The sequence below is a fragment of the Pseudonocardia sp. ICBG601 genome, assembly GCF_020496245.1.
In genome coordinates, this window is sequence record NZ_JAHLJA010000023.1 from 52,343 (window position 1) to 65,823 (window position 13,481).

7 protein-coding genes and 2 pseudogenes are annotated in these 13,481 nt (G+C 72.0%); 7 read left to right on the plus strand and 2 right to left on the minus strand.

Annotated elements, in window-relative coordinates; genetic code table 11:
• Positions 1-19 precede the first annotated feature (19 nt).
• The 6 genes and pseudogenes from KPL57_RS09015 to KPL57_RS09040 all read left to right on the plus strand — a co-directional run.
• Positions 20-2,665, plus strand: a pseudogene (locus KPL57_RS09015) (ATP-binding protein); the annotation flags it as partial.
• A gap of 358 nt (positions 2,666-3,023) precedes the next feature.
• Positions 3,024-4,934: a hypothetical protein gene (locus KPL57_RS09020; RefSeq protein WP_226351226.1), complete on the plus strand. Its 1,911-nt coding sequence runs from the start codon at positions 3,024-3,026 to the stop codon at positions 4,932-4,934.
• Complete coding sequence (locus KPL57_RS09025) at positions 4,918-5,520, plus strand: hypothetical protein (RefSeq protein ID WP_226351227.1); 603 nt, start codon at positions 4,918-4,920, stop codon at positions 5,518-5,520. The genes KPL57_RS09020 and KPL57_RS09025 overlap by 17 nt, the downstream gene beginning before the upstream one ends.
• Positions 5,517-6,542 carry a C40 family peptidase gene (locus tag KPL57_RS09030; protein ID WP_226351228.1) on the plus strand — a complete coding sequence of 342 codons (1,026 nt, stop codon included), beginning with the start codon at positions 5,517-5,519 and terminating at the stop codon, positions 6,540-6,542. Before KPL57_RS09025 ends, KPL57_RS09030 begins: the two co-directional genes overlap by 4 nt.
• Positions 6,543-6,703: 161 nt before the next feature.
• On the plus strand, positions 6,704-8,380 hold the full coding sequence (locus tag KPL57_RS09035; RefSeq protein WP_226350710.1) for an IS1634 family transposase: 1,677 nt from the start codon (positions 6,704-6,706) through the stop codon (positions 8,378-8,380).
• A 5-nt stretch (positions 8,381-8,385) separates the two neighbouring features.
• A complete protein-coding gene (locus KPL57_RS09040; protein WP_226351145.1) occupies positions 8,386-8,781 on the plus strand; it encodes a hypothetical protein in 396 nt (131 codons plus the stop codon).
• 34 nt (positions 8,782-8,815) lie between these two features.
• Here the strand turns inward: KPL57_RS09040 and KPL57_RS09045 are convergent.
• Positions 8,816-9,725, minus strand: a pseudogene (locus KPL57_RS09045) (IS5 family transposase); the annotation flags it as partial.
• A 236-nt stretch (positions 9,726-9,961) separates the two neighbouring features.
• Positions 9,962-12,163: an ESX secretion-associated protein EspG gene (locus tag KPL57_RS66120; protein WP_264197904.1), complete on the minus strand. Its 2,202-nt coding sequence runs from the start codon at positions 12,161-12,163 to the stop codon at positions 9,962-9,964.
• 408 nt (positions 12,164-12,571) lie between these two features.
• Between KPL57_RS66120 and KPL57_RS09060 the strand changes: the two genes are divergently transcribed.
• The gene (locus tag KPL57_RS09060; RefSeq protein WP_226351147.1) at positions 12,572-13,222 is read left to right on the plus strand and encodes a transposase; all 651 of its coding nucleotides are present in this window, start codon (positions 12,572-12,574) and stop codon (positions 13,220-13,222) included.
• The last annotated feature ends 259 nt before the right edge of the window (positions 13,223-13,481 follow it).

Here is a 13,481-nt window from a genome sequence, read left to right on the forward strand (position 1 = left end):
GCGGACCAACGGCCAGGTCATGGCCTGGTACCGGCTCGCCGCGCAGGCGTGGAGCTTCCGCAGCGACAACCAGCGCGAGGTGCTGATCCGCCAGATCGCCGCGCAGCTCGGCGAGCTGCAGGGGCGCTGGCTGCACCTGCGCGTCACCACCCGGCCGTACCCGGTGCACATGTGGGCCGAGTCGTTCGACCAGAACGCGATCGGCCGGATGCCCGACGTGCCCGGCGCGGTCGGCTGGGACGGTTTCCTGGAGGGCGAACAGCGCCACCTCATGGGGCTGTCGATGGCCGACAAGGAGGTCTTCCTCGGCATCGAGGTCTCCGGCCGCGGGCTGATCGACCGCTGGGTGGAGCGCGCCGCGCCCGTCCTGGACCGGCTCGTGCCGTCCGCGGTCCGGGCCGAGCTCGCCGCGCTGGAGTCCGAGGTGAACCACCTCGACGTGCTCGTCGCCGGGTCCGGGCTCGACGCCGTCCCGGCCAGCGCCGAGGACATGGCCTGGCTGATGCACCGCTCCGTCGCGCTCGGTCTGCCCGCGCCGCGCGGGCTGTCCTCGGTGCCGCGTGGGGTGTCGACCTGGGAGCCGGAGGACCTGGCCGCGTTCACCGAGGGCGTCGACCTCCACCAGGAGCCGTACGCGCCGACCGTGCAGGTTGTCGGGCGGATGCGCAGCCAGACCGTCACCCGCAACGTCGCGGTGCTGAGCGTCGGGCTGATGGAGGGACTGCGCATCCCCGAGATCGACGACCCGTGGATGCAGCACTCCGACCGGCTGCCGTTCCCGGTCGAGTGGTCCGCGCGGATCTACGTGCGCCGCCCGGAGGACGTCACCGGTGAGCTGCAGCGCCAGATGGGCAAGGTGCGCAGCCAGATCCGGCACTACATCCACGACCACGACCTCGACCCGCCGATGTCGCTGGCGCGCCAGGCCGACCGGGTCCTGGAGGTCGAGGACGAGCTCACCACCGGGCTGACCCAGCTCAACACCCGGCTCTACGGCTGGTGGCGGATCGCGGTCTCCGGCCGCGACGAGGCCGAGGCCACCACCCGTGCCCAGCAGGTCGTCGACCTGTACCGGCCCAAGGTGCAGATCGAGCACCCCGAGGCCCAGTACCGCTACGCCCGCGAGTTCATCCCCGGCGAGCCGCTGGCCGCGACGGCCTACCGCCGACGCGGCTCGGTCACCTGGGCCGCGGCGGCGGTCCCGGCCGCGACGGCCAGCGTCGGCGACCGGCGCGGGATCATGCTCGGCGAGACCTGCACCGCGACCCGGCGCCCGGTCGCCTGGGACCCGTGGCTGGCCCAGGAGGTCCGACGCGCGTCCGGCCTGACCGCGATCGTCGGTGGCCTGGGCTCGGGCAAGTCGTTCCTCACCGGGCTGGTCGTCTACAAGACGCTGCGTGCCGGGGCCCGCTGGACGGTGCTCGACCCGTCCGGCCCGCTCGCGGAGCTGACCCGGCTGCCGGAGCTGGCGCCGTTCTCCCGGCACATCAACCTGCTCCGCGCCGACCCCGGCATCCTCAACCCGTACCGGGTGGTCGCCGAGCCGCGCCCTGACCACTTCCTCGACGACGAGGACCCCGAGCGCGCCTGGAAGCGGGAGCGCTCGCTGGCCGCGGCCACCCGTCGCCGCCTGGTGCTCGACGTGCTGTCGGGCCTGCTGCCCTACGAGATCGCCCGCCAGCCGCACACCCGGATCGTGCTGCTCCGGGCGGTGCGCGAGGTCGGCGGCTCGCCCGACCGGCACCCCGGCATGGTCATCGACGCGCTGCGCAGGCACGCCACCGAGGGCGAGGACCACGCCGGCGTCGTCGCGGACTTCCTCGACGAGCGGCGCGAGCTGCCGCAGGCCGCGCTGCTGTTCCCCGACGAGACCCGGGCGGACCCCTGGCAGGCCGACCGCGACTACCGGCTCACCGTGCTGACGATGCAGGGCCTGTCGCTGCCGCGCCCGGGCAGCCCGCGCGAGGAGTGGACCGACAACGAGTCGCTCGGCGTCGAGCTGCTGAACCTGGCCTCCTGGCTGACCCAGCGCACGATCTACGACGCCGACCGCAACCTCCGCAAGGGCGTCGCGCTCGACGAGACGCACTTCCTGTCCCAGGTGCCGACCGGCAAGGTCCTCATCGACCGGCTCGCCCGCGACTCCCGCAAGTTCAACGTCCGCGCCCTGTTCGCCTCCCAGCTGGCCGGCGACCTGCTGCGGGTGTCGGGCTTCGCGTCGCTGGTCAACGCGGTGTTCGTCGGCCGGACCGACGACGAGGAGGCCCAGTCCGAGGCGCTGCGGCTGCTGCGCGTGCCCACCGGTGTCGGCTACGAGGAGATGCTCGGGACGCTGTCCCCGCGCCCCCGCCACGACGACCGGCCCGACGACGCGCCCCGCCAGTTCGTATTCGCCGACGGTCACGGCGGTGTGGAGAAGGTGCGCATCGACCTGGAGGCGCCGCACCTGGAACATGTCCGCGAGGCGCTCGACACCAACCCCGACGCCGCCCGGGTCGTCGCCCCGCGCCCGCCCGGCGGACCGGCGCTCACCGGGCCGGGGAGCCCCGAGATGACCGCACCCGACGAGCCGAGCCCACTGCCCGCGCGCCGCGCCCCGGCCCCGGTGGCGGTGCCCGACCTCGACGGCGACGAGATCGACCTGACCACCGACACCCGGATCGGCCCCGGCGACGCCGACCCGGTCCTGGCCGGCGGGATCCGCGCCGGTGGTGTGCAGGTCGTGTCGGTCGCCGCGACCGACGCCGCCGTCGGACGTGCGGAGCTCTACGACGACGAGCAGCTCGACCTGCTCGACGAGCTCGACGACGACTGGATCGTCGACGAGCCCGCCGCGACGCCCCCGAACGCGGCGCCCTCGAACGGGACGCCCCCGAACGGTGGTGCCACGAACGGCGCGGCCCCGAACGGCGCGGCCCCGAACGGCGCGGCCCCGAACGGCGCGGCCCGAACGGCGCGCCCTCGGACGGGGCTGCTCCCACGAACGGCCACACCCCGCCCACGCCCCCCGACGGGGACGGACGGTGACGGCGGGGCTCGACCCGTCCGGCGGCGCAGGGATCTGGGTCGTCCTGGGTGTGCTGCTCGCGGCCGTCGTCGTGTCGGTGCGCAGGACGCGCCGCGCACGCCGGCCGGACCCCCCGGGAACCACCCGGCGTCGTCGCCGGCGGACGGCGATCCTGGTGGTCACCGCGATCGCCGGCGGCACACTGCTGCTCGGCTCGCCCGCGATGGCGCAGGCGCTGGACTGCAAGACCCCGCCGGAGCCGGACCGCCCCGGCACCGGGCTGGTCGGCTCGCTCGACCGACCCTCGGCGCTGCACGGGGAGGCAGGCAGCGTCTACGAGGAGGTCGGCTACGCCGGTCTCGTCTGGCACAACTACGACCTGGGCTGCGCCGCGTCGGGCGTGCTGAACCCCTCGGTCACCACCGACACCTGGCTGGGCAACCAGGTCTTCAACCTGGCGAAGCTGACCGTCGGCGGGGTGAACTGGGCGCACTACCTGATCGCCGACGGCGGGTCGCTGTTCGAACCGCTCGACCAGGTCATCACCACCGCGACCCGGGCGATGTACGAGACGGTGTTCACCACCTGGGTGGGCCTCGGCCTGCTCGGGTTCGCGATCATCGTGTTGCTGCTGGCGATGCGCGGCGAGCTCGCGCGCCAGGCCCAGCGCACCGGCATCGCGGTGCTGGCGCTGATGATCGGCTCCGCCGCCTATCTCGCACCGGTGGACTGGTCCCGCGCGGCGGACAACCTGCTGCTCGACGGCGTCACGCAGATGCAGGAGGGCTTCCTCGGGCAGGTCGGGCTCGGCACCCGCGACACCCTCCCCACGGTGCTCGTCGACCAGGTGGCCTACCAGAACTGGCTGCGCGGGACGTTCGGCGCACCGGACGTCCCGCAGGCCCAGGAGCTGGGCCGGGACCTGCTGCGGGCCCAGGCGTTCACCATCGACGAGATCGACCGCGGCGAGGACACCAGCGAGACGGCCGAGCGCAAGAAGAGCGAGTACGCCGCGATCGCCGACCGCATGGGCGACCGCTACCCGTACTTCACCGGGGCGTCCGGCAGCCGGATCGGAGCCGGGACGCTCGCGCTGATCCAGGCCGCGTGCATCGCGCTGTTCCAGCTGCTGTCCAAGGTCCTGGTGCTGGTCGCGTTGCTGATCATCCGGCTGATGGTGGTGACGGCGCCGGCGATCGCCGTCGTCGCGCTGCTGAAACCGGACGTCATCCCGGCGATCCTGCGCATCGGCGGCGCCGCGATCGTGAACACACTGGTCGTCGGGGCGCTGGCCGGGCTGCACGCGCTGCTGGTCGTGTCGCTGTTCGCACCCGGATCCGGGGTCGATCTGTGGCTCGCGCTGCTGGTCACCGGTGTGGTCACGCTCGTGCTGTGGGCCGTCGCGCGACCGTTCCGGCGGCTGGTGTCGATGGTGACGCTCACCCGCGAGCAGTTCGGCGGGATCGTCCCCGGCATCAACGGCGGCCCGGTGTCGCGCGTCTGGAACCGGATGCGTGGCCCGAACGACGCCGACGAGCGCCAGTCCCGCTGGTGGTCCGAGCGCGGCGGCCACGGCGGGTCCGGCGACCCGGGTGCGGTGCGCCCGGAGGCCGAGACCGCTGCCGGGCCGGGGGCCCGGGTCCGTCGTCGCGCGGCGACGGACGTGCCCTCCCCCCAGGCGGCCCGGATCGCCGAGCTACGCCGCGGTGCGCTGCCGGTCGGGGTGTCCGGGCGGCCCGACACCGGGTTCGCGACGCGGGTCGACCCCGGCGAGGTCGACGACCGCTCCATCTACCGCCGCGACGACACGGGCCCCCGCCGCCCCGGTGACCCGGCCCCGGTGACCCCGGAGCTCGTCGACGGCGTGCCCGTCTACAAGATCTACCGCCCGCGAGCGGCGCACACCGGCGGTGACCGTGCCGATTAGGTCCTCCCGCGGCCGTGCCGGCGCCTACCGCGCGGTGTGGCAGTGGCCGCTGCGCTCTCCTGTCCGGCTCGCCGTGACGGTGGTGGTCCTGGGCGGACTCGTGTTCGGGCTGGTCTCGCTCGGAGGTTCCGGCGGTGCGGCGTCCGGGGGGCTCGTCGCCGGGGGAGGCTCCGGCGGCAACCGGTGGGACAGCGGCTCGTCCGGGGTCTCCGCGACGCCCACCCCGACGCTGCTGCCGCCGGTGCCCGAGCTGTCCCCCGAGGCACTGCCGGTGTCGCAGGCACCGCAGGAGGCCCTCGAGACGGCCCGGGTGTGGGCGTCGGCCTGGGTGAACCACCCCGACGGCATGACCTCCCAGCAGTGGGTCGCCGGGCTGCGGCCGTACACGACCGACGAGTTCCTCGGCGTGCTCGCGAGCGTCGACCCGTCGAACGTGCCCGCCTCCCGGGTCACCGGGCCGGCCACCCCGACCCGGGTCGCGCCGAAGAGCATCGAGGTCACCGTGCCGACCGACACGCTGACCCTGCGGATCCTGATCGTCGACACCGAGGCGGGCTGGAAGGTGTCCCGCTACGACCGGGCATGAGCACCCCGCTGACGCGTGCGCTGCGGCCGTTGCGGCTGCTGCTGCCGTTCGTCGCGATCGGGATGGCGCTGGTGCTGTTCCTGACGGTCGGCTTCCTCGCGTTCAGCCCCAACCTCGGTGGCGGCCGGTCGAACGCGGCCTGGTGCGACACCGGCATCTCGACGGCGACGGTCGGCCGCGGCGGCGGGGGAGCCACCTTCGAGACGCTGTCCGACGAGCAGAAGCAGAACGCCGCCGCGATCATCTCGGTCGCCAAGGACATGCAGCTCCCGCCGAAGGCCTGGCTCATCGCGCTGGCCACGGCGATGCAGGAGTCGACGCTCCGCAACACCAACTACGGCGACCGGGACTCGCTCGGGCTGTTCCAGCAGCGTCCGTCGCAGGGGTGGGGGACCCCCGCTCAGGTCACCGACCCCGCCTACAGCAGCCGGATCTTCTACGAGCGGCTGATGGAGGTGCCCGGCTGGGACTCGCTGCCGGTGACAGTGGCAGCTCAGAGAGTCCAGCGCTCCGGTTTCCCGGACGCCTATGCCAAGTGGGAGGGCCTGGCCGCGTCGCTGGTCCAGAACATCGGCGACGTCGCCAACCCGACCGGCTGCGCCCCCGGCACGACCGGCGCGCTGCCCCCGGGCGTCGCCGGCGCCGCAATCGGGTTCGCGCTCGGCGAGCTCGGCAAGCCCTACGTGTGGGGCGCGACCGGCCCGGACGCCTACGACTGCTCCGGCCTGCTCATGCGTGCCTACGAGGCCGCCGGGCTCACGATCCCGCGGGTCTCGCGCGACCAGTACAAGTCCGGCGGGCACCTGCCGGTGCGCGACGTCGCGCCGGGCGACTTCCTGTTCTACGCCCACGACCCGTCGGATCCGAGCACGATCTACCACGTCACGATGTACATCGGCGACGGGAAGATGGTCGAGGCGCCCAACCGCAAGTTCCCCGTCCGGGTGCAGCCGGTCCCGTGGGACTTCGCCGACCTCGTGCCGCTCGCCACCCGGCCGGGGACCACGCCGAACCCGGCCTGAACGGGGTCGAGGCGCCATCATGGGCGGCATGCGCTCCCCGCTCTCGGACCTGACTTTGGTCACCCGAGCCTGGTTTCGCAGCTTGTACTGCGCTGAGCTGCGGTGATGTGTTTGCGCGGGAGCGGTGTGAGGCACTAATTCGGTGCTCTACGCTCGGTCAGGTGGCGTGGGTGAGGCGGGTACGGACGGCCTCCGGGGCGACCGCGGTCCAGATCGCCGAGTCCGTGCAGGGCCATCGACGGATCGTGGCCCATGTCGGGTCAGCGCACACCGAGGCCGAGCTGGGCCTGCTGGTCGAGCAGGCCCGTGGGCTGATCGACGACGCTGCACAGCAGGCCCTGGATCTGGGCGTCGCGCCGTCACCCCGGCGGGCCGAGCTGATCGCGCCCACCGCGGCCGGCGGTGCCACGCAGGAGGGGCTGTTCGGCCAGATGCCGCGGCGCGCCCCGAGCACCACAACCCGGCGGGTGGGTGCGCCGCAGGTGATCACGACCGGGTCGCGGGTGCTGTTCGACATCCTCGCCGAGGTCTACGCGGGCCTCGGGTTCGCAGAGGTCGCTGATGACACGTTCCGCGACCTGGTGATCGCCCGGATCGTCGAGCCCACGTCCATCCTGGACACCGGTCGGGTGCTGGCCGGTCTGGGCGTCACCGCGGCGAGCGAAAAGACGATGCGCCGCACCCTGCTGCGCTGCACCGGGCGCAGCTACCGCGACGAGATCGCGAGGGCCTGCTTCACCCACGCCCGTGGCAGTGGGGATGTGTCGTTGTGTCTCTACGACGTCACCACCCTCTACTTCGAGGCGGAGAAGGAGGACGACCTGCGCAAGGTCGGGTTCTCCAAGGAACGCCGGGTCGACCCGCAGGTCGTCGTCGGGCTGCTGGTCGATCGCGCAGGGTTCCCCCTCGAGATCGGCTGTTTCGAGGGCAACAAGACCGAGACCGCGACGATCCTGCCGATCATCGAGGCCTTCCGGGCCCGACACCAGCTGCCGGTCGAGCCGGGCGGGATGGTCGTGGTCGCCGACGCAGGGATGCTCTCGGCCGCGAACCTGCGCGACCTCGACGAGGCCGGCCTGCGGTTCATCGTCGGCTCCCGACTCACCAAGGCCCCGGTTGACCTGGAGTCGCACTTCCACTGGCACGGCGACGCCTTCGTCGACGGGCAGATCATCGACACCCTCACACCACGCGACCGCCGCACCGGGCGCAGCGAGAACAGCCCGAAGGTCAAGGCCGAGCCCGTCTGGAACCCCAACCAGCATCCGGGATCCTGGCGGGCGGTCTGGGCCTACTCCACGAAGCGGGCCGTCCGGGACCGGCGCACGTTGACCCTGCAGGAGAACCGGGCCCGCGAGGTCATCGCCGGCGAGAAGCCCGCGCGCACACCGCGGTTCGTCAAGGTCACCAACGGCTCCCGCGCCCTGGACGAGGCCTCCTTGGCTCGGGCATACCGGTTGGTCGGGTTGAAGGGCTACGTGACCAACATCCCGGCCGGCGGCGCAGCGGCCGGGGAGATCATCGGCGACTACCACGACCTCTGGCACGTCGAGCAGTCCTTCCGGATGAGCAAAACCGACCTACGCGCCCGCCCGATGTTCCACCACCAACGCCAGTCCATCGAAGCGCACCTGACCATCGTGTTCACCGCCCTCGCAGTCGCCCGCGAGATCCAGAACCGCACCGGGCTCACCATCCGCAACGTCGTCCGCCAGCTCCGACCACTGCGCTCGGCCACCATCGCCATCAACGGCACCCAGCAGACCTTCCCGCCCGCCGTCCCCGCCGACAAACAGGCCCTCCTCGACGCGCTCCGTCAGCCCGCGGCGAAGCACTAAGACAAGTGACCGAAGTCAGGTCGGACTACCTCGACTCCGCGGTGCCCGGTGCCTGCCCGGACCACCTCGTCGTGCCGCGCTCACTGGCCCAGTCGATGCCGCTTCGCTGGCAGCAGGTCTTCGTCGGGCTGCTCACCGACCTGCACGAGGCCTACCCCGATGTCGTCTGGCCCGAGTACGCGGTGTCCGCGGTGCGCGCCGAGCCCCTGACCGAGCTCGACGACGCCCAGCTCGCGACACACGGCTACGTCACCGAGCTGGGTCCCGACGGGGATCTCGAGTACCGCGACGTGGACGACCGCGTGGTCCCCGGGTCGCTGCCGGTCCGGGTGGAGGTGCCGGACACGGTGCCGCCGGCGTCGGCGGGGCAGGTGCCGCGGGGGACCGTCGTCCTGCGCTGACTTCACGGGACCCCGCTGCGCTCACGCCGCTGAGAGCGTGTTTGGAAATTCTAGTGGGTTGAGGGTGTCGTGTGTTTCTGCTGGCGGGTGGCGGGGTATCCACGGGCGATGCGGCGGGTGATGGTGTTGATCGCGGCCCAGCGGATCATGGCTTCGGATGTGGTGGGGTGGCGTTCGTAGTCTCGGGCCAGGCGTCGGTGTGCGGTGAGCCAGGCCAGGGTCCGTTCGACCACCCACCTTCGTGGGAGGACGGTGAATCCGCGCTGCTCGGGTGGCTTGCGGATGATCTCGATCGTTGTCTGCAGGATCGTGGCGGCCCAGTCGAGCAGTCGCCCGGCGAAGCCGGCGTCGGCGTAGACGAACCGCACCCTGGTGCGCAGGTAGAGGTTGAGCAGGATCGGCTTGGCGCCGTCGCGGTCCTGTACCGAGGCCGAGCACACCATCGTGGTCAGCAGCAGACCGAGGGTGTCGGTCACGATGAACCGTTTCCGTCCGCCTGTCTTCTTCCCGGCGTCGTAGCCGCGGGAGTCCTGGCCGACGGTGTCGGCGCCCTTGACCGACTGGGAATCGATGATCCCCGCACTCGGCTCCGGATCACGGCCCTCGGCGATACGTAACTGCCCCCGCACGACCGGGAGGATCTTCTCGGTGACCTTCTGCTGTTCCCACTGGTTGAAGTACCAGTAGACGGTCTGCCAGGGCGGGAAGTCCACCGGCAACGCCCGCCAGGCACACCCGGTCCGCACGACATACAAGATCGCGTCCAGCACGTCCCGACGAGCATGAGCAACAGGCCGCCCCCGCCGCGCGAGCGGCGGTAACAACGGCTCGATCACCACCCACTGGGCATCACTGGTGTCCGAGGGGTACCGGCGCGGTCGTTCCTGCATGCCGACCACGATGGAGCACCCCAGCCGTGTCGACCATCCCGACACACCCACCATTTCCAAACACGCTCTGAGCCGATCACGCCGCAGTGCCGATCACGCCGCAGTGCCGATCACGCTGCTTGCGCCGGTCGGTTCCGGCGGATCTGCGCGGTCCGTGGCCGGGCGACGGCGAGATGCACCTCAGCGGGAATCGTCGATCCCCACGGCCCGCTGAGCTGCATCTCGCGGTGCGACAGGGATACCTTCCCTGCCGAATTCGCTTACCCGGTAAGCGAGTTCCGGGCTGCCCGTCACCAGGTCCGGTGCGCCCCGACCGGTGCGCGACGGCGCCGGGCCGCGTCGGCGAGCCGGTCCAGCTCACGGACCAGGTACGTCGCGTCGGCCGGTCCGGCGTGCACCACGGCGTCGTCGGGCAGCGGGCCGCCGACGACGTCCGGGGTCGGGCGCCGTTGGACGTAGCAGCCGTCCGGGGTGGCGTGCACCAGCAGGACACCCGGCGCGCGGCACGGGTCGGGTCCCTTGCGCCCGGCACCGAGCTGGGCGACGCCCTCGGTCCGTCCCATCCGCCGCAGCACTTCGGCCTCGGCCGCGGTGCAGCCCCGCCGGAGGAGCTCGTGGACGAGCCGGTCGGCGTCGCCGTCGGCGCGCTCGACGGCGTCCCCCAGCACCGCGACGGGGATCTGCACCCCGACACCGGGGCCCGGGACGACCTCGCCGAGCAGCTCGACCAGGACGGTGGACGCGTCGTCGGGCCGGACGCGCACGAGCGCGACGTCGTCGTCGATCCGGGTGGCCAGCACCGCGCGCCCGGCCCGCCGCGCGACCAGCGCACGCTGCCACGACGGGGGTGCGACCACGAGGTCGTGCTGGAACTCCGGTGCGACGACCGTGCGCAGGTCGTCGACCAGGCTCGGCTCGAACGTGGTGCCGGTGAACAGGCCCCGCGCCGCCAGGGTGTCGAGGCACCCCCGTACGACGCGGGTCCGCTCGACGTCGGTGAACCCGGGGCTGAGCAGCTCCAGGACCGCGGGGTTGCGACCGAGGTCGAGGAGGTCCCGGGCGACGTCGAACTCGGCGGCGGTGAGGACGGTGGCGCGGTTCCAGTCGATCATCGGTGGGGCTCCTCGGGGCCAGGACGGCGTCGGTCGCGGCGATCTCGATGTCGAACACCTCGTCGGTGGGGACGACATAGCGGTTGCGGTGGTCCTGGGCGTCGCGGCCGCCCGCGCCGCCGGCCATCGAGCCGTAGCCGCTCGGGCCGGTGCCCCGTCCGGTGGCCTCGCCGGGGCGGGCGGACCAGGCCGGCTCGGTGGACCGGGCGCCGGGACCGAACGGCTCGAACGGCCGTCCGCCACCGGATCCCGTCCCACGGGGAGTCGCTCGCCGTACCCGGGGCCACGGGCCGACGGCGGGAGGAGCGGCTGCGCCCGGGTCCGCTCGCCGAACCGGCGCCCGAGGTCGACGCGGGTGCCGAACGGATCGGGGCCCGGTGCCGTCGACGTGGGGTACGCGCCCTGGGGTGTCGCGGGCCGGTACGGGTCCGGGGCAGGCGTCGTCGGTGGGTCGAGGCGCTGGGGTGCGACGACGTCGGCCGGTCCGGGCAGCCCGGTGCGGTCCCGGTCGGTGCCATCCCCGCTGTTCCCGGGCCCGCCGGGGCCAGCGGGTCGCCCGACGTCCGGCGTGCCGGGACCCGAACCTCCCGACCCACCGCTCCCCCGCCCGCCGACTCCCCGCCCGCCGGGAGCCTCGATGCCGCCCGGTCCGGGCCGGGGCCCGACACCCGGTGGACCCGGTTGACCCGGTTGACCCGGTGTACCGCCGCCCGGTCCCCCGCCGCCGACACGGGTGGCTCCGCCGCCGTCCCCGACGGCGGCCGGGCCGAACCCGCCGGCCCCGTTCGAGCTCGGCGGCGGACCTCCGGCACCGGTGGGCGCCGCGGCCGATGCCGGGTCGACGGTGAGGAAGCGGTCGTCGATCGCCGACGCGGTGTCGAGGTGCTCCTGCAGCACACGGTCGGCCTCCTCGCTGTGCCGCTGGTCGCGTTCGAGCGAGGTGACGTAGTCGGCGACGGTGGCGCCTAGACCGGTCAACGGGGCGCCCGCCAGCAGGTGGGCGTTGCGGACGCCGCTGGTGAAGATGCCGGGCGGGGTGGGGTCCAGAGCGGCGATGGCGGCCTGGGTGCGGTCGAACGACTGTCCGTAGGCGTCCAGCTGGGTCGCGCCGTTCGCGGTGACGGGGGCGGTGCACGTCATCGAGGTGGTGATGCCGTCGAGGGACTGCTGGGCGGCGGCCGCGGCGGGGCCCTGCCAGGAGATGCCGAGCTCCGCCATGCGTCTGCGGGCGTCGTCGGAGGCACGGCGGAGGTCGTTGTCGACGGCCCTGAGCGCGTCTGCGGCGTCGACGACAGCCTGCGAACCGGGTTCGCCGACGACCCACTGGTACTTCTCCTGCAGGGTCCTGGCCGCAAAGTTGAAGTAGTGGGGAAATGCCATCAGGACTGGCCCGGGTCCGTCGCACCGAACGTCTTCTCGATGTCGGATTCGTTCAGCTGAAAGGACTCGGCGACGACTCGGAGGTCTCGGACCGCCCGCTCGAGCTCGTCCTGGGGGCTTATTCACAAGGGAGTAATTCTGTTGATCTGCGGAAGCCGTCACCGGCGATTTTGTCTCGATACCGGCACGGCGGTGTGTCGCGCTTGAAGTGCAACAGCCCTTGCCGGTTTGTTCGGTGTTCCCAGGCATCGAACGAGGATCGGCGAAGAGCTGTTGCGATTCAAAGCTATGACAGGGTTGGACGATAGACAACTCACCGATCTGGTGGTGAGAGTACACGCCCGATGCGGCGGCAAGTTCGTTTCTGCAGGTAGGCCTGTTGCGTTGGGCTTGTTCCGGTCAGTGGCCATGGTGGTGACGCTGATGCGCAAGAACGTGACCCAGGACTTCGCGGGCGCGATCTTCGGGGTCAGCCAGTCCACGGTCAGTCGCCGCTGGGACCTGCTGCGCCCGGTGATCGGCGAGGTCCTCGCCGACGTCGTGCCCGACCCGCGGGAGGTCCTCGGAGGCGGAACAGTGCTGGTCGATGGCACCGTGTGCCCGACGTGGGACTGGAACGCAGTGTCCGACCTGTTCTCGGTCAAGGCCGGCTACTCGGGCATGAACCTGCAGATCGCCGCCACCCTCGACGGAGTCCTCGTCGCGGTCGGCGAAGTCCCGATTCACGGCGCCCGCCACGACGCACATGCCTACGCCGCATCCGGGCTGGCGGAGCGTCTGCGCGATCTCCCGTCCGTCGCCGACCTCGGCTACATCGGCGTCGAGGGCATCAACACGGTCCCGCACAAGCGATCCCCCGGTATCGACCTCGACCCCAGCCAAGTCGAGTTCAACACCGCCCTCGGCAGAATCCGCGCAGCCGTCGAACACGCCATCGCGCACCTCAAAACATGGCGCATGCTCAGCGAAGAAGGTGGCCGATACCGCTACCCCATCAGCAAATACGAAAGCACAGTTGCGGCAATCGTAGGCCTCTACTTCTTTGCGGCTTATGAATAAGCCTCCTGGTGGGCTGCGTAGACCTCGAGAAGCTGCTGGTACTTCCGGTCGAACGCCGGAGTGGCGAGGTCAGATATGGGATCGGCTCCGCAACGGTCGACCCGCCGCGTGCGCGCACTGATGAGCGCTGACCGCATGTCGTCGATCTGATGCTTCAGGGCCTCCCCGACCTGCAGCACGGTCGTGGGAGAGACCTGGAGGCTTATTCAGGCTCCGTCAGGTAAGTGCGTAGAAGATGAGTCCGATGACTGCCGAGATT